Here is a 15,829-nt window from a genome sequence, read left to right on the forward strand (position 1 = left end):
CCGTCATAATCGAATGGCGCGGTTGATCTTCAGTATCGAAGGCCGTTTCCGCGCCGTCAAAAGCATCGTCATGCTTTTTTGCGGCCCGCGCGGGAAGCCCGTTCTCTCGAAGGCGCCTGCCGCGCGGACGATCTTTCTCGGATGCCCCGTCAGGCCTTCGGCCGCTCGCGGTTGCCGTACTGCGCCAGCTCCAGCCGGGCGATCGAGCGGTTATGGACCTCGTCCGGCCCGTCGGCGAGGCGCAGGGTCCGGATGCGGGCATAGGAATAAGCAAGGCCGGCATCGCTGCTGACCCCGGCGCCGCCATGGGCCTGGATCGCGTCGTCGATGATCTTCAGCGCCATGCGCGGCGCGGCGACCTTGATCATCGCGATCTCGAGCTTGGCGCCCTTGTTGCCGACCTTGTCCATCATGTCGGCCGCCTTGAGGCAGAGGAGGCGCGTCATCTCGATGTCGGTGCGGGCCTCGCCGATGCGCTGCTCCCAGACCGAGTGGTCGGCGATGCGCTTGCCGAAGGCGACGCGGCCGAGGAGGCGCTTGGCCATCTTCTCCAGCGCCTCTTCCGCCACCCCGATGGTGCGCATGCAATGGTGGATGCGTCCCGGCCCGAGGCGGCCTTGCGCGATCTCGAAGCCGCGGCCCTCGCCGAGCAGCAGGTTCTCGGCCGGCACCCGGACGTCGTGCAAGATGACCTCGGCATGGCCGTGCGGCGCGTCGTCGTAGCCGAAGACCGGCAGCATCCGCACCACCTCGATCCCGGGCGTGTCGAGGGGCACGAGAATCTGCGATTGCTGCTGGTGCAGGGGCGCGCTGGTGTCGGTCTTGCCCATCACGATCGCGACGGCGCAGCGCGGATCGCCGACGCCGGACGACCACCACTTGCGGCCGCTGATGACGTAATGGTCGCCGTCGCGGCGGATCCGGGTCTCGATGTTGGTGGCGTCCGACGACGCCACGTCCGGCTCGGTCATCAGGAAGGCGGAGCGGATCTCGCCCGCCATCAGGGGGGTGAGCCAGCGCTCCTTCTGCGCCTTGGTGCCGTAGCGGTGCAGCACCTCCATGTTGCCGGTATCGGGCGCCGAGCAGTTGAACACCTCGGAGGCCCACTGGATCCGGCCCATCTCCTCGGCACAGAGCGCGTAGTCGAGGTTGGTGAGCCCGGCGCCGCGGAAATCGCCGTCGTCATGCTCGGGGGAGGGGGGCAGGAACAGGTTCCACAGCCCCGCCTCCCGGGCCTTGGGCTTGAGCCGCTCGATCACCGGCACCGGCTGCCAGCGGTCGGTGCCGAAGGCCTCCATCTCGGCCTTGTAGGTCGGCACCATGGGGCGGACATGCTCGTCCATGAAGGCCCGGACCCGGTCGCGCCAGTGGCGCTGCCGCTCGGAGAGGGTGAAGTCCATGCGAATCCTCCCGTCGCCGGGGTCTCGCGCCCCGGCATCCCGGGGGAGCCTAGCGCCAACCGGCGTTGAGCAAAACCGCCTTTTCGAAAGGGACGGGGCACATGCGCCGTGCCGGCGCCGTACCGGGCTTTCGAATGGAGCGGCTGAGCAGGATCTGCGCGAACAGCCCCACCGCCCCGGGTCATCCCGGGGTTCGCCGAAGGCGAGAGCCCGGGATCCAGAACCGCAGGCGGGGCCGAACCGGGCGGCACGCGGCGCACCTGACCTCGAACCACCTCAGTGCCTGGATTCGGGCTCCGCTGCGCGGCCCCGGAATGACCAGGAGGGCATCAGTCCCGATACACCCGCTCGTAGCGCCGCCCGAGACCGGTCAGGATCTCGTAGCCGATCGTGCCGGCATTGCGCCCGACCGTGTCGAGGTCGAGGCCATCGCCGATCAGCGTCGCGGGCGCGCCGCGGCGCAGGACCTCCTCCGGCGCCCCGGTGACGTCGAGGATGATGAGGTCCATCGAGACGTTGCCGGCGAAGGGGCAGCGCACGCCGCCGACTACGGCCTCGCCGCGGCCGGTCGAGGATCGCGGGTAGCCGTCGGCATAGCCGAGGGACAGGGTGGCGAGGCGCCGGGGGCCGCGGGCGGTCCAGCGGGCGTTGTAGCCGGCGGTGGCGCCGGCATCGACGTCGCGGACCTGCAGGATGCCGGCTTCCAGCCGCACCACCGGGCGCATCGGGTTGCCGCGGCCGGGCCGCGGGTTGCCGCCATAGAGGGCGTAGCCCGGCCGCGCCAGGTCGGCGCGGCAGGAGGCGAGGAAATCGCCCGAGGAATTGGCGAGCGAGGCCCTCAGATGCGGATAGGCGGCGCGCACCCGGTCGAACTCCGACGCCTGGTGGTCGGTGAGGGGATCGTGCTCGACCTCGGCGCTGACGAGGTGGCTCATCAGCAGGTCGAGGCCGGCCTCCGCCATCATCGGGTCGCTGGCGAGCGCCAGGGCTTCGGGCACCGAGAGGCCGAGGCGGTTCATGCCGGTATCGACATGGAGCGCCGCCGGGCGCATCCCCCCGGCGCGGTTGCGTGCGGCCCACTCGGCGACCTCCTCGCGCGATCCGAGCACCGGCCGGAGATCGGCGTCCCGGTAGGCCTGCGCGGTCCCCGGCGGGAAGCCATTGAGCACGTAGATCGCCGCCTCGGGCGCCGCCTTGCGGGCGGTGAGCCCTTCCGACAGGTGGGCGACGAAGAAGGTGCGGCAGCCCTCCGCCCACAGGGCCGGCGCGGCCCGGGCGATCCCGCACCCATAGGCATCGGCCTTGATGACCGCGGCGGTCTCCGGGCACTCCGCCACGTCGGCGAGGTGCCGCCAGTTCGCCCGCAGGGCCGCGAGGTCGATGGTGAGGCGGCCGCCGTGGCCGATCGGATGGGACTCGGTCATGATCTCGCTCCTCGGCTCCGGTCTACCCCCCGAAAGGTGGGGAGCCAAGGGGCTGGCGGCGGGCCAAGTGACCTTAAGTCAGGCTGCCGATCTTCTTGGGTGCTGCGACCGATCCCACATCGTGTCAGCCCGGGGCTGCGCAGCGGAACCCGGGATCCAGACACCCGGGTGTGGAGGGACGGGGCCGGGAGCGTTCCTCTCGGCTCCCCAAAACCTGCGGACCCGCAAGCCCGGGCCCCGCTGTCGCGGCCCCGGAATGACGCGGGGGGGGGGCAGTGCGGAGGCGGGGGGCCGAACGGTTGTCAGTGCGTATCCGGCAGCCGGTCGCCCTGCGCCAGGTTCGAGAACCGGGTGATCTCGGCGTCGAACTGCAGCTCGACGGTACCGGTGGGGCCGTGGCGCTGCTTGCCCAGGATCACCTCGGCCTTGCCGTAGACGCGATTCATCTCGGCTTCCCAGGTGAAGAACTCCTCCGTACCCTCGCGCGGCTTCTTGTTCTTGACGTAGTATTCCTCGCGGAACACGAACATCACCACGTCGGCGTCCTGCTCGATCGAGCCCGATTCGCGCAGGTCCGAGAGCTGCGGCCGCTTGTCGTCGCGGGCCTCGACCTGGCGCGAGAGCTGCGACAGGGCGATGATCGGCACCGCCAGCTCCTTGGCGAGCGCCTTCATGCCGGTGGTGATCTCGGTCATCTCCTGCACCCGGTTGTCGCCCTTCTTGGACGAGCCCGACAGGAGCTGGAGGTAGTCGACCACGAGCAGGTCGAGGCCGCGCTGGCGCTTGAGCCGGCGGGCCCGCGCCGCGAGCTGGGCGATCGAGATGCCGCCGGTCTGGTCGATGTAGAACGGGATCGTCTGCATGTCCCGGGCGGCGTCGGTGATCTTGTAGAATTCCTCGGGCCGGATGTCGCCGCGGCGGATCTTGTAGGAGGCGACGCCGGATTGCTCGGCGATGATGCGGGTGGCGAGCTGCTCGGCCGACATCTCGAGCGAGAAGAAGCCGACGATGCCGCCGTTCTTGGTCGCGATCGAGCCGTCGGGCTGCTTCTCGCCGACGTAAGCTTTCGCGATGTTGAACGCGATGTTGGTGGCGAGCGAGGTCTTGCCCATGCCCGGGCGACCGGCGAGGATGATCAGGTCCGAGGCCTGCAGGCCGCCCATCTTGGCGTCGAGGTCGGACAGGCCGGTGGCGATGCCCGAGAGCCGCCCCTCGCGCTGGTAGGCCTTGGCCGCCATGTCGACCGCCGCCGTCAGGGCGTCGGAGAATTTCTGGAAGCCGCCGTCGTACTTGCCGGTCTCGGCGAGCTCGTAGAGCCGGCGCTCCGTCGCCTCGATCTGCTCGCGCGGCGAGGTCTCGACCGGGGCCTCGTAGGCGCCGTTGACCAGGTCCTCGCCGATGGTGATCAGGCGTCGGCGCAAGGCCAGGTCGTAGATCGTGCGGCCGTAATGCTCGGAATTGATGACCGTCGTCGCCTCGGCGGCGAGCCGCGCGAGGTACTGGCCGACCGTGAGGCCGCCGAGATCGGCGTCGCCGAGATAGGTCTTGAGGGTGATCGGGCTCGCGAGCTTGCCGGCCTTGATCAGCGTGATCGACACCTCGTAGATCCGCCGGTGCACCTCCTCCATGAAGTGCTCGGGCAGCAGGAAGTCCGACACCCGGTAGAACGCGTCGTTGTTGACCAGGATCGCGCCGAGCAGCGCCTGCTCGGCGTCGATGTTGTGCGGCGCGACGCGGTATTCCTGCTGCACGGGCTCGAGATTCGCCGTCAGGGTGCTGGGAATGGCCATCCGGCGGGGCTCCGGGCGAGAGGGGGGACGAGGTGTCAGATCAACGATGCGGCGGCGACCATCGCACCGCTATCGTTGACCAAACCTTGACCGAAGCACGGCGAAGTGGGGTCTGAAACGAGAGCGGGGCCCGCGACTCACGTCGCGGACCCCGCCATGCTGGAACAAAATGGGAACAAGTCAAGCCCGGTTCCGGGGCTTGTCCCCGCTGTCCCTGCTGTCCCACCCCGGGGGCGAGGCAGCGTGTGGATTATCCGCGGTCGTCCGCATCCGGGCCGGCCTCGGCCAGGGCGGCACCGACCTCGAGGCCGAGGTCGTCGAGGTTGAACTCCTCGCGGGTGGTGGTCGACTCGCCGCGGGCCTGGCGCTCGGCCTCCTCGGGGCTGCGGGCGACGTTCACGATCACGCTGACCTCGACCTCGGGGTGCAGCACCACCGGGACGGTGTGCAGGCCGAGCGTCTTGATCGGCTGCGCGATGTTGAACTGGTCGCGGTTGATGGTGAAGCCCTCCTGGGTCACCACCTCGGCGAGGTCGCGCGGGGAGACCGAGCCGTAGAGCACGCCGGACTCGCCGGCCTGGCGGATCAGCGCGAAGCTCTTGCCGTTGAGGGACTCGCCGACCTTCTCGGCCTCGGCGCGGCGCTCGAGGTTGCGGGCCTCGAGCTGGGCGCGCTGGTCCTCGAAGCGCTTCTTGTTGCCCTCGGTGGCGCGCAGGGCCTTGCCGCGGGCGAGGAGGAAGTTGCGGGCGAAGCCCGGCCGCACCTTCACGGTCTCGCCCATCTGGCCGAGCTTGGCCACGCGCTCGAGCAGGATCACTTCCATGGTCGTCGTCCTTTGCTGTGAGGCCGGTCGGCCCCGGGTTGGTGATGGCGGAATGGTCCGCCGTCGGGGAACCGGATCGCCTGGGCGACCCGGGGATCTCGTGTCAGGCCACCGGCGGGATCATGCCACCGGCGGCGCTTGGACCGGGCGGCGGCGCCCGGTGAGGGTGTCGACGAGGCCGAACACCGCGAGGGCGACGAGCGCCAGCCCCTGGGTGAAGAACACCAGCACGTAGAGGCCGATGAGGAGCGGCGTGCGGCCGGGCCTGCCCCGGCTGCGGTCGTGGAGCGCCGCCAGGCCCTGCAGGGCGAGGGCGGCCGCGAAGGCGCCGAGCAGCGCCACCCCGAATGCCCCGGCATAGCCGGGCGCGAGGGCCAGGACCGCGCCGATCGCGAGCGCCCACAGGGCGCGGCGCGGCAGCATCGTGGCGGGCAGGTCCGGCCAGGGCCGGGCCAGGCGGCCGGAGACCTGCACCACCCGGGCGCCGGCCCAGAGATAGAAGGTCAGGAGCAGGGTGAAGGTCGTCGCCATGATGGCGGGGGCGAGGCCGGCGACCCGCTCGGCGATGCGGGCGAGGTCGTCCTCTTCCAGTCCGGCGCCGCGGGACGGGGCCTCCTGGATCTGGAGTTGCAGCATCGCCCGGGCGAGCCGGCGGACGCGGTCCTGGTAGGCGGCGTGGTCGCCCGAGGACAGCATCACGACGACGACGAGGGCGATCGCCGCGGTGACGGCGACCCAGGCCAGCAGCCGCCCGGTCGGGTACCATTCCATCCGGCCCGGGGCCGCCTCGCGGCCGAGGAGCGCCAGATAGCCGAGCCACCAGGCGGGAAGGGCGGTCGAGACCAGGAAGGCGAGGCCGCGCAACGGCGAGGAAGCGACCGCGAGGGCGAGCGTGCCGGCGGCGGCGGCGACGAGGCCGGTCCGGTGGCTCCAGCCCATCGCGACGATCAGGATCGGCAGCGGGGCGAGCAGGTAGAGCGCCAGCGCGAGCGGCGTCGCCTGGACGACGACCCCGATCAGGAGCGCCGAGGCGAGGCCGGCGACGACGCCGATGCCGGTATGACGAAGCATGGGGAACCCGTCCGCTGTCCCGCCGCCCATCCGGGCGGGGTTAGAGGCGATCCCATCGCCCCAGCGACCCGGCGGCACGCGGCCGCCGGGTTGTTCAGTCGATTTAGCGGATCACGTAGGGCAGGAAGCCCAGGAAGCGGGCGCGCTTGATCGCCTGGGCGAGCTCGCGCTGCTTCTTGGCCGACACCGCGGTGATGCGCGAGGGCACGATCTTGCCGCGCTCGGAGACGTAGCGCGAGAGCAGCTTCACGTCCTTGTAGTCGATCTTCGGGGCGTTGGGGCCCGAGAACGGGCAGGTCTTGCGCCGACGGAAGAACGGACGACGGCCACCGCCGCCACCAGCACCGAAAGCCATGGCTTACTGCTCCTCGTTCGTGTTGCGCTCGGCGCGCTCCGGGCGCTCGGCCCGCTCAGGGCGATCGCCGCGCTCGGCGCGGTCACCGCCGCCGAAGCCGCCGCCGAAGCCGTCGTCGTCACGGCGACGGCCGCGCTCGCGGTCCTTGCGCTCGTCGCGGTCGCGCTTCTGCATCATCGCGGACGGCTCGGTCTCGAGCTCCTCGACGCGCACGGTCATGAAGCGCAGCACGTCCTCGGAGATCCGCATCTGGCGCTCCATCTCGGCGAGGGCCGCCGGGGGAGCGTCGATGTTGAGGAGGGTGAAATGCGCCTTGCGGTTCTTGCGGATGCGGTACGCGAGGGACTTCACGCCCCACATCTCGGTCTTCTCGACCTTGCCGCCGTTCTGCTCGATGACGGACTTGTAGGTCTCGATCATCGTTTCGACCTGCTGCGAGGTCACGTCCTGGCGAGCCAGGAACACATGCTCGTAGAGAGCCATGATGGGCCTTTCTCAGGGAGACTTTGGCCCGCTGCCTGAAGTCGCGGGTGCGGTTCTGGCGTCGGGCCGGTTCGTCCTCGCGTCGCACGGCGCCAAGCCCTTCGAGCCTGCAAAGGCCCGAGCGGTTGTTCGAAGGCGGAGACACGGGACGACGGGGCAAGCCCCTGCGGCGGGCAACCAGCCCACCGCCGTCCGTTCAGCCCCCGGCCGGAGCGAACGCGAGGCGCGGCCTATAGCAGGTTTTCACGAGAGGGCAAGAGGGGAGGGCAAGAGGGGAGGGCAAGAGCGGAGGGAAGCGCGGGAGGCGGACGCCTCCGCCGCACCCGGTCCGCCGCTAAGACCGGCGTAACCCTCGTCCCGTATCGTTGCCGCAGAGTTCGCTCCGAATACTCTTGCGAGGATCGTTCGTCGGATGGCGTCGGCTGCGGCTTCACGACCCGAGGGACGCCGGGCCTCCGGTGCCCCAAGTCTCGCCGACCTCGTCGACGAGGCCGAGCGGGTCGCCCCCGGCGAGGAGGCGGCGCGGGCACTCCACGACGTCGCCGACCTGCTCATCGCCGGGGCCGAGCGGCTCTCGGGCCCGCAGGTCAGCGCCTTCGACGAGGTGATGACGGTGCTCGCCGAGGGCGCCGGGACGGACTCGCGCGGGCGGCTCGCCCGGCGGGTCGGCGGTCTGGCGCGCCCGCCGCACAAGCTCGCCCGGCGCCTCGCCGACGATCCCGAGGCCAGCGTCGCGGTGCCGGTCCTGGCGGCCTGCGCCTCCCTGCCCGACGAGGTGCTGCTGCGGGTCGCCCGCCGCCGCGGGCCGGTCCACCTCGCGGCGATCGCCGGGCGCGACCGGGTCGCGGCCCGGGTCGCCGACGTGCTGGCCGACCGGGGCGACCAGGCGGTGATGGCGACCCTGCTCGGCAATCCGGGGGCGCAGCTCTCGCTCGCCGCGCTCTCGGCCCTGTCCGAGCGGATGGAGGACCGGCACGGCCTCGCGGCGGGGCTCGCGGCCCGCGGCGTGCTGCCGGGCCAGCGCAAGGCCCTGTTGCGCGGGCCCGGTCCCTCCGGCCCGCCGCGGCGGGCCGCCGAGGCCGTGGCCCTGCGGATCCGCCTCGGGCTCGACGAGGCCGACCTCCGGAACTGGCTCGCGAACGGAAGGGTGACGGAAGCCGTCCTCGGCCTCGCGCATCTCGCCGGCTGCTCCGCGGCGCGGGCCGAGGCCGCGCACCGCGCCCCGGGGGCGAAGGCCCTCGCCCTGATCGTCCGCGCGGCGGATCTGCGGCTCTCGACGCTGGGCGCCTTCCTGCGCGCCCGCCCCGGACCGGCCCCGACGCCGGAGGCGGCCGGCCGCGCCGTCGCGCTCTATCGCGGCGCGACGGTGGCCGGCGCCCGGGCGACGGTCGCCGGGTGGCCGCGCTGAGCCGGGCCTGCCCGGTCCGGAGCGATCGATCGCCGTGCGACCGGATCAGCACGCGTTCGAGCCGCTCGAATTCACCACGGTCGTCCAGCCCCTGATGATCGAGCTGGCGCTGCCCGTGAAGACTTGCGAGACCCGCGCGAACATCGCCACGTACCTGATCTGGACGACGACGACGATGGCATTGTCCTTGTCCGCCATCTGGGCGAGGGCGCTCGCCGCGACGTCGGGTTCGAGATAGGTCATGTTGCCGGCGCACACCTTGAGCGTATTGTTGCTCTCGCTGATCTGGGCCATGCTCATGACGAGCCCGCTCCGGTAGTACCGGATCATCGCGTTGGCCTGCTTGGCGATGACGGTGTTCATCGTGTTCGTCGTGCAGCTCTGGTCGCTCGACCGGGAGCAGCTGGCGATCAGGTTGGCGATCTGGGCCGAGGAGCGCTCGACGTCTCGCGTGATGGTCGAGAACTGGAACAGGTCGATGATGCCGGCAAACAGCAGCGCCAGGACCGTCCCGACCAGGGCGAACTCGACGGTCATCGAGCCCCGGCGGCTTCCGGCGAAGCGGCCGGCGAGGGCCGCCGCCGATCGCCGGGCATCCGGTCGTTGCGCCCGGTCGCCGGTCGCGCCGCAGTCTCTCCGACAGCGCGGACCCGCCATTGCCGGACGGCCCCCCGGGCGAGCCCGGCGCAAGGAGCGCGCCACCCTCATCGCCGGAACACGACGGAGGCCTGCGCCGTCATCGCCGGGATGACCGGCAAGACCCGCAGCGTCGGCAGGGCCGCCCGCAGGAGCAGGGCGTCGTTGGCCGATCCCGCGTCGAACGTGGAACCGGTGATGCTCGTCGCGACGCTCGGCGCGTCCGTCAGCCGCATCATCTCGACGATGATCTGCGCTCGGCACGTATCGGACGGCACGATGCGGATCTTCCGGCACAGCGTCGCCTTGTAGGTCGACGAGGCGCCGAGCAGAAGCTCCGCCTCGGGCGTAGCGGCCGAGTCGTACAGGGCATTGCCGAGCAGAAGCTGCGTGTATTGGGCGACCACGAATTGCAGGATGCCGACCAGCGCGATCATCGTCGGCCAGGCCAGGAGGGCGATCTCGACCGAGGCGCTGCCGCCCTGGCCGCGGATCAGGCCCAACGCCGCCGCGATCGGGCGGGCGCCGCCGCCGGAGGCAGGGGCGCCCGCCGGTGCCGTGGCGGCCGTGGCGGCTTTCCAGGCCTGCAGGCAGGCGCGGAGTCTGGCCCCGGAGCGTGACGCAACCGACCTGAGGGCGTAGGGCCGCCTCATCGTCCCGGCCTCAATTGGGGCAGGTATTGCGGCAGATGCGGATGTAGTCGATCAGGCCGCCATAGGTGTCCTCCTTCCCGGCCGCCCTCCAGCTGATGCGGTACTGCGTCGCGCTCGAATCCGAATTGCTCGGAACGACGAAGCTGATCACGCGCTCCGTCCACGCATCGGCCTGGACGCACACATCGACCATGGACGACGACGAGAACGTGTAATTGCCGGACCGCTCGACGTAGACTTCGATCCGGTTGGTCTGCCCATTCACCTGATACCAGGAGACGTCGCTGTCCTTGGCCCCGCAGATGACCTTTCCGGGCTGGTTCGCATCCCGCTCGCGCGCGATGTACCAGTATCGGATCTGGTAGTTGCCCGGAATGAGGTCCATGTAGCGGGACATGGTCGAATTCGAACGGCAGCTGCGGTTATTCGTATTGGCGGATGTCCCGCAATCGCTGTCCAGCTCGGCGAAGAAGTCTCCGAAGCGGATGACGTTGCTCGCCAGCTCGCGCTGGCCATTGATCTCGATGCCGGCGTTGATCGTCGTCCAGCCATTCCAGGTCTTGCCGTTATTGACGCCGCCCAGGACGCTCCAGTCGTTGTAGTTCACGGAGTGGGTCGGCCTCTCGAACGACTCGGTGAACAGGAGCTGCGGCGTGCCGCTGCTGCTCAAGGCCGCGGTCGTCGAGATGACCGAGCAATCCCGCGACGCCGCGAGGTCCACGCTCGCGTTGTTCAGCACCGAGCTGAAGATGATCTTCATCGTCCCGCTCGCGGAGACGTGGACGTTGACGTCGGTATTGTTGACGGCGCTCAATGCGGCGCTGGTGCCGAGAGCCTTCGCGGTCTTGACGCGATCGGCGATCGGCTGGACGTCGGAGGCGGGATACAGCTTCGTCTTGTCGGACGATGTGACGTCCTGCCGTTTGCGCGCGTTGATGTAGGCCTGGGCCTGGGTGCACGCCAGTTCGGCCGCGCTCGCCAGCCGCTGCCGGTATGCAATCGCGCGAGAGGCCTCGATCGATCCTCCGACCCCGATCAGGAGGGCCGGCAAGACGATCGCAAAGATGACGGCAACGCTGCCGCTCTCGCCGCGGAATGGCATAGGCTCGGTCCAGGGAACAACCTGACGTGGAGTAGGACGCCGATTTCCTGACATTTCGATAAAGCATTGCCCGAAAGTGAGGCGGCGGCTCGCGTCACGTTGGATGCGCCCGGACTGGTCGGTCCTCGGGCCGCAACTTCGGCGCCGCCGCTGCGGCCTGGCAGGGGGTGACGTCGCGCGGGAGGTCGAGACGAGGCCGCGTCGGCCTCGACCGAAGGGCCGGGCTCCCGGCCGTGCGACAGCAGCCCGCGGGGAGAGGGGGGCGGACCGCCCGCCCCAGGGGAGGCTGGATCTCGGACCGGTCCGCGTCGCAGGATCGCGCACGCATCCCGCGCTGCTGTGTGTCAGAACTTGGTGGCCGGCAGTCTTGACCTGTCGTGGTGTCCTTGCCGATCAATCATGCCCTAGAGATCATGAGCGAAGATTTGCGAACCGTTAAGGATTTGCGGAAATGTTCCGCAATCTCCCCCGATTCGCCCGGGCCGCTCGCGATGAAGTTCCTCGGCAACACCCGTATCCTGGTCAAGGCGGCGCTGCCGCTCCTGATCGTCGCCGCCGTCGCCTGCGGGCTCGTCCTGTATGGCCGCACCAGCCTCGCCGCCCTCGCCGTGCAGACGCGCCAGCTGGTCGAGGTGCAGATGGCGCGTCTCGAGAACATCCTGATGCTGCGCCTTAGCGTGAACGAGGCCGCGGTCCAGAGCCGCAACATGGTGCTGGAGACGCGCTCCGAGCAGATGGCGGCCTACCAGCGGCGCTACGCCGCCGCCGAGACCGCCGCGCTCGGCAGCGTCGACCATCTGATCGCCCTGTCCGACACGTCGGACCGGAAGGCCGCGAACCAGGCTCTGCGCGGGCTCCTGGTCGAGTTCCTGGACTCCTCCAGGCGCGCCAACCTCCTGGCCCTGAGCAACGACAACGAGGCGGCCGGCCGGATCCTGATGGTCGAGGCCGCGGCGGTGCGGCAGAGGGTCCGCGACGCGGTGCAGCCGCGCATCGACGGCCTGAGGGCCGAGCTCGCGCAGGCCGGCGCCGATGCCGACCGGGCCGTGACCGAGGCCGGCACGGTCCTCCTCGGGGCGGCGGTCACGGGGCTGCTCGCCGCCCTGGCGCTCGCCGTCCTCATCGTCGTCTTCGGCATCACGCGGCCGCTGGGCGGCCTGGTCGCGATGCTCGAGCGCATGGCCCGGGGGGAGGGAACCACCGAGATCCGGGCGGCGGCGCGGGGCGACGAGATCGGCGCCGTGGCCCGGGCGGTCGAGGGCATCAAGGACATGGTCGCCCGCAAGGCGGCCGAGCAGGCCGAGGTCCGGCGCCTCGCCGAGGCGGCCGCCGCGGCCGAGCGCCGGCGCGTGATGATCGAGCTGGCGGACGGGTTCGAGCGGGCCGTGGGCGGGATCGTCGGCATGGTCTCGGCCTCGGCCACCGAGCTGCAGGCGACCGCCGCCACGATGACCGCCACCGCGACGCAGACGGCGGCGCAATCCACCACGGTCGCGGCGGCGGCCGAGGAGGCCGCCGCCAATGTCGGCACGGTGGCGGCCGCGACCGAGGAGCTGGGCAGTTCGGTCCAGGAGATCGGCCGCCAAGTCCAGGGCTCGGCCAGCCTCGCCCAGGCGGCCGTCGGTGAGGCGGACAGGACGGGCCATCTCGTCCAGGCGCTGCGCGCCACCTCGGCCAAGATCGGCGACATGGTCGGGCTGATCTCCGGCATCGCCGCCCAGACCAACCTCCTGGCGCTCAACGCCACCATCGAGGCGGCGCGGGCCGGCGAGGCGGGGCGGGGCTTCGCCGTGGTGGCGGCCGAGGTCAAGGACCTCGCCAACCAGACCGCCCGGGCGACCCAGGAGATCGCCGAGCAGATCGGCGAGATCCAGGGCGTGACCGATCAGGCGGTCGGCGCCATCGGGGCGATCACCGGCCGGATCCGCGAGATCAGCGAGGTCGCGGTCGCGATCGCCTCGGCGGTGGAGGAACAGGGCGCGGCGACCCAGGAGATCGTGCGCAACGTCTCCGAAGCCGCGACCGGCACCGCCGAGGTCACCGGCACCATCGCCGGGGTGGCGCAGGCCTCGGAGGAGACGGGCGCCGCGGCGAGCCAGGTGCTCGTGGCGGCCTCCGCGCTGTCGCGTCAGTCCGAGCACCTCTCGGCCGAAGTGGTCCGGTTCCTCGGCACCGTGCGGGCGGCGTGAGGGGACGCTTCACGCCCTCACGGCTTCTTCGCCGCCGTTCCCAGATGCTTGTCGAGGAAGCCGGCGATCTCCGCGAATGCCTCGCGGGTCTCGGGGGCGTCCGGGTTGAACAGGTACTGGGCGTGGCTCATGCCCTCGAACACCTGGAGCGAGGCCTCGACCCCGGCCTGGCGCAGCTTGCGGTGGGTGCGCACGGTGTTCGACAGGAACAGGTCGCGGGTGCCGGTGGTCAGGATGGTGGGCGGCAGGCCGCGCAGGTCGCCGTAGATCGGCGAGAGCTGGGGGTCGCGCAGGTCGTGGCCGGCGGCGTAGAGCTGGGCCGCCCGGGTCAGGTAGCCGTCATAGGAGACCAGCACGTTGTCGAGCCACTCGTTGGCCTTGTAGCTGTCGCCGGTCTCGGTCAGGTCGGACCACGGCGTGCCCGGCGCGATGGCGGCCGGGAGCGGCACGCCCTCGCGCTTGGCGCGCAGCATCAGGGCCAGCGTCATGCCGCCGCCGGTCGAGGTGCCGAACACCGCCATGTTCTCGGCCGGCTGCAGGGCGAGCGCGGCCTTCCACACCGCCATGGCGTCGTCCATCGCCGCCGGGTAGGGCGCGTCGGGCGGCATGCGGTAGTCGAACGAGATCACCGTGAAGCCGCCGAAGGCCGCCATCAGCACCGCTTCCAGCGTGCCGGCCTCGCCCGGGTTGTAGACGTAGCCGCCGCCATGGATGTGGACCAGCAGCCGGTGCCGGTTGCGCTCCGGCACCTCCTTGGGCGCCACGATCCAGGCCTTGACGCCGCCGATCACCTCCGGGGTCGAGACCACGCCGAGGCGCTCGCGCAGGGCCGGCAGGGGGGCCGCGGTCTGGGCCGCAAGCTTGGCGATCAGCGCCTTCCACTCCGCCGCGCTGCCCGGATCGGCGTTCCAGGCCGGGGTGCGGTAGGGCGCCGCGATCGTCGCCTGGAATTCCGGGCTCACCGTCTCGGGCACCGGGATGCGCCGGCCCGGCACGGTGCGCGGGCCGGGCTTGGCGTTGGCGGCGTTCTGGGCCGCCTCGAGGCGGGCGAAATCCGACGCGTCGGCATTCGGCGGCGCCGATTGCTGCGCGAGAGCGGGCGCCGGCAGCGCGGTAGCCAGGACGAGGGCAGCCAGATGCGGGGCGGCGGAGCGGCGCGGGCCGGGCAAGGGACGAACATCCTGATGGCGTGAGTCCCCGCACGATTCGCACGCCGACACGCATCGGGCAAGGTTCGTCGTGCGGCGCGGTCTTCGTGCAGGCCGACGCCGCCATGCCCCGCTACGGCAGGCCGCGCCGCAAGGCGGAGCTGGCATAGCCGTCGAGCAGGTCCTGGGGATCGCGGTAGATCGCCAGGCAGCCGGCCTCGCTCAAGCGCGCCTCGGGGAAGCCGCCGCACAGGACGCCGATCACCGGCAGCCCCGCCTTCACGGCGGCCTCGGCGTCGTAGGGCGAATCGCCGATTACCAGGGCCTGGCCCCGGGTCGGGTGGCCGAGCCGCGCGAGCGCCGCCTCGAAGATGTCCGGATGCGGCTTCGAGCGCTCGGCCTCATCGGAATTGGTCGCCACGTCGACGAGGTCACGAATGCCGGCGATCTCCTGGTAGCGCTCGACCTCCTCGGCCTTGCCCGACGAGGCCAGCGCCAGGACGTGGCCCTCCGCCTTCAGCCGCTCGAACAGGTCCCGCACGCCCGGGAACGGCTTCACCTTGGCCAGGTATTTGTCCTTGAACAGCGCCGAGCGGAATTTTTCGATCGTCTCGCCCTCCCGCTCCAGGCGCTCCTCGGGCACGAAGACCGGCATCAGCTGGTCGCCGCCCTTGCCGATCTGGCTGCGGACCTCGTCCTGCGGCACGTCGAGGCCGAAGGCGCGGAAGGCTTCGGACCAGGCCGCGGCGTGCAGATCGACGCTGTCGAGCAGGGTCCCGTCGATGTCGAAGATCAGGTTGCGGATCATGGCGGGGCCTCGTCTGTTGCAGCCAGGCACGAAAGCCATGCAAAGCGCCTGGGTTCCCGAGGATGCGAGCGGCGCGGCTGGTCTTCGGACGCCTCGGCCATTAGAGGTTCGTCAACGCCGCTCTCCGCCGGCAGGCGGGGCGGTCTTTGTGGAAGCGTGGGAAATGCCGATGTCCGTCCTGTCCAGAGCCTGCCTCGTCGTGGCCGTGGCCGCGCTCGCCGGCGGCTGCATCCAAAACCCCCTCGGCCAGGTCGGCGGCGTGCTCCCGGCGGGCGATGTCGGCCCGCCGCCCTCCTTGCGCGGCGACGTGAAGCTGCCGGCCCGCAGCAGCGGCGACCTCGCCCAGGCGGCGACAGAGCCGACCCGCCGTCTCAACCTCCCGTCGAGCACCCGCGGCAGCGACACCCTCAGCGCCCCGCCCCGGCGCATCCGCCGCGAGGAGATCGAGGGCGAGGGCGGCGCGAGCAGCACGAGCGGCGGCCTGTCGCCGACCATGGGGTCGGGCGGCTCGGTCGGGCTCGGCGGCAAGTTCTGACGAC

At 71.1% G+C, this 15,829-nt stretch carries 15 protein-coding genes; 3 read left to right on the forward strand and 12 right to left on the reverse strand.

The window, feature by feature from the left end:
* Positions 1–149: 149 nt before the first annotated feature.
* The 7 genes from FF100_RS01260 to rpsF form a co-directional block, all read right to left on the reverse strand.
* Positions 150–1,400, reverse strand: coding sequence for an acyl-CoA dehydrogenase family protein (locus FF100_RS01260; RefSeq protein ID WP_139033745.1), 1,251 nt, complete (start codon positions 1,398–1,400; stop codon positions 150–152).
* A 329-nt stretch (positions 1,401–1,729) separates the two neighbouring features.
* The gene (gene alr, locus FF100_RS01265; RefSeq protein WP_139033746.1) at positions 1,730–2,824 is read right to left on the reverse strand and encodes an alanine racemase; all 1,095 of its coding nucleotides are present in this window, start codon (positions 2,822–2,824) and stop codon (positions 1,730–1,732) included.
* A gap of 302 nt (positions 2,825–3,126) precedes the next feature.
* Positions 3,127–4,614, reverse strand: coding sequence for a replicative DNA helicase (locus FF100_RS01270; protein WP_139033747.1), 1,488 nt, complete (start codon positions 4,612–4,614; stop codon positions 3,127–3,129).
* Positions 4,615–4,864: 250 nt separating this feature from the next.
* Complete coding sequence (gene rplI / locus FF100_RS01275) at positions 4,865–5,437, reverse strand: 50S ribosomal protein L9 (RefSeq protein WP_139033748.1); 573 nt, start codon at positions 5,435–5,437, stop codon at positions 4,865–4,867.
* A 120-nt stretch (positions 5,438–5,557) separates the two neighbouring features.
* Positions 5,558–6,508 (reverse strand): DUF2232 domain-containing protein, encoded by a 951-nt coding sequence (locus tag FF100_RS01280; RefSeq protein WP_139033749.1) that lies wholly within the window; start codon positions 6,506–6,508, stop codon positions 5,558–5,560.
* A gap of 103 nt (positions 6,509–6,611) precedes the next feature.
* Positions 6,612–6,863 (reverse strand): 30S ribosomal protein S18, encoded by a 252-nt coding sequence (gene rpsR / locus FF100_RS01285; protein ID WP_012332436.1) that lies wholly within the window; start codon positions 6,861–6,863, stop codon positions 6,612–6,614.
* Between the two features lie 3 nt (positions 6,864–6,866).
* Positions 6,867–7,346 (reverse strand): 30S ribosomal protein S6, encoded by a 480-nt coding sequence (gene rpsF / locus FF100_RS01290; RefSeq protein WP_139033750.1) that lies wholly within the window; start codon positions 7,344–7,346, stop codon positions 6,867–6,869.
* Between the two features lie 412 nt (positions 7,347–7,758).
* Between rpsF and FF100_RS01295 the strand changes: the two genes are divergently transcribed.
* Complete coding sequence (locus FF100_RS01295) at positions 7,759–8,754, forward strand: DUF2336 domain-containing protein (RefSeq protein ID WP_139033751.1); 996 nt, start codon at positions 7,759–7,761, stop codon at positions 8,752–8,754.
* 45 nt (positions 8,755–8,799) lie between these two features.
* Here FF100_RS01295 and FF100_RS01300 read toward each other — a convergent pair whose 3' ends face one another.
* The 3 genes from FF100_RS01300 to FF100_RS01310 all read right to left on the reverse strand — a co-directional run bounded on the left by FF100_RS01300 (position 8,800) and on the right by FF100_RS01310 (position 11,145).
* On the reverse strand, positions 8,800–9,291 hold the full coding sequence (locus FF100_RS01300; RefSeq protein WP_171069991.1) for a hypothetical protein: 492 nt from the start codon (positions 9,289–9,291) through the stop codon (positions 8,800–8,802).
* Between the two features lie 167 nt (positions 9,292–9,458).
* Positions 9,459–10,043 carry a hypothetical protein gene (locus FF100_RS01305; RefSeq protein WP_139033753.1) on the reverse strand — a complete coding sequence of 195 codons (585 nt, stop codon included), beginning with the start codon at positions 10,041–10,043 and terminating at the stop codon, positions 9,459–9,461.
* A gap of 10 nt (positions 10,044–10,053) precedes the next feature.
* A complete protein-coding gene (locus FF100_RS01310; RefSeq protein ID WP_171070007.1) occupies positions 10,054–11,145 on the reverse strand; it encodes a TadE/TadG family type IV pilus assembly protein in 1,092 nt (363 codons plus the stop codon).
* 491 nt (positions 11,146–11,636) lie between these two features.
* On the opposite strand from FF100_RS01310, the gene FF100_RS01315 reads away from it, so the two are divergent.
* Positions 11,637–13,334: a methyl-accepting chemotaxis protein gene (locus FF100_RS01315; protein ID WP_139033755.1), complete on the forward strand. Its 1,698-nt coding sequence runs from the start codon at positions 11,637–11,639 to the stop codon at positions 13,332–13,334.
* A gap of 17 nt (positions 13,335–13,351) precedes the next feature.
* Here FF100_RS01315 and FF100_RS01320 read toward each other — a convergent pair whose 3' ends face one another.
* Both FF100_RS01320 and FF100_RS01325 read right to left on the reverse strand, forming a co-directional pair.
* Positions 13,352–14,503, reverse strand: coding sequence for an alpha/beta hydrolase (locus FF100_RS01320; protein ID WP_171070008.1), 1,152 nt, complete (start codon positions 14,501–14,503; stop codon positions 13,352–13,354).
* A 112-nt stretch (positions 14,504–14,615) separates the two neighbouring features.
* Positions 14,616–15,290, reverse strand: coding sequence for an HAD family hydrolase (locus FF100_RS01325; protein ID WP_171070009.1), 675 nt, complete (start codon positions 15,288–15,290; stop codon positions 14,616–14,618).
* 169 nt (positions 15,291–15,459) lie between these two features.
* On the opposite strand from FF100_RS01325, the gene FF100_RS01330 reads away from it, so the two are divergent.
* Positions 15,460–15,825: a hypothetical protein gene (locus FF100_RS01330; protein ID WP_139033757.1), complete on the forward strand. Its 366-nt coding sequence runs from the start codon at positions 15,460–15,462 to the stop codon at positions 15,823–15,825.
* Positions 15,826–15,829 lie beyond the last annotated feature (4 nt).

Source organism: Methylobacterium terricola, from assembly GCF_006151805.1.
GTDB lineage: Bacteria > Pseudomonadota > Alphaproteobacteria > Rhizobiales > Beijerinckiaceae > Methylobacterium > Methylobacterium terricola.

Excerpts from the sequence above, each read along its gene's own strand:
- FF100_RS01325 (WP_171070009.1), bottom strand. The coding sequence starts at position 15,290 with ATGATCCGCAACCTGATCTTCGACATCGACGGGACCCTGCTCGACAGC.
- FF100_RS01280 (WP_139033749.1), bottom strand. The coding sequence starts at position 6,508 with ATGCTTCGTCATACCGGCATCGGCGTCGTCGCCGGCCTCGCCTCGGCG.
- FF100_RS01310 (WP_171070007.1), bottom strand. The coding sequence starts at position 11,145 with ATGCCATTCCGCGGCGAGAGCGGCAGCGTTGCCGTCATCTTTGCGATC.
- FF100_RS01305 (WP_139033753.1), bottom strand. The coding sequence starts at position 10,043 with ATGAGGCGGCCCTACGCCCTCAGGTCGGTTGCGTCACGCTCCGGGGCC.
- rpsR (WP_012332436.1), bottom strand. The coding sequence starts at position 6,863 with ATGGCTTTCGGTGCTGGTGGCGGCGGTGGCCGTCGTCCGTTCTTCCGT.
- FF100_RS01315 (WP_139033755.1), top strand. The coding sequence starts at position 11,637 with ATGAAGTTCCTCGGCAACACCCGTATCCTGGTCAAGGCGGCGCTGCCG.
- alr (WP_139033746.1), bottom strand. The coding sequence starts at position 2,824 with ATGACCGAGTCCCATCCGATCGGCCACGGCGGCCGCCTCACCATCGAC.
- FF100_RS01260 (WP_139033745.1), bottom strand. The coding sequence starts at position 1,400 with ATGGACTTCACCCTCTCCGAGCGGCAGCGCCACTGGCGCGACCGGGTC.
- rplI (WP_139033748.1), bottom strand. The coding sequence starts at position 5,437 with ATGGAAGTGATCCTGCTCGAGCGCGTGGCCAAGCTCGGCCAGATGGGC.
- FF100_RS01270 (WP_139033747.1), bottom strand. The coding sequence starts at position 4,614 with ATGGCCATTCCCAGCACCCTGACGGCGAATCTCGAGCCCGTGCAGCAG.
- rpsF (WP_139033750.1), bottom strand. The coding sequence starts at position 7,346 with ATGGCTCTCTACGAGCATGTGTTCCTGGCTCGCCAGGACGTGACCTCG.
- FF100_RS01295 (WP_139033751.1), top strand. The coding sequence starts at position 7,759 with ATGGCGTCGGCTGCGGCTTCACGACCCGAGGGACGCCGGGCCTCCGGT.
- FF100_RS01330 (WP_139033757.1), top strand. The coding sequence starts at position 15,460 with ATGTCCGTCCTGTCCAGAGCCTGCCTCGTCGTGGCCGTGGCCGCGCTC.
- FF100_RS01300 (WP_171069991.1), bottom strand. The coding sequence starts at position 9,291 with ATGACCGTCGAGTTCGCCCTGGTCGGGACGGTCCTGGCGCTGCTGTTT.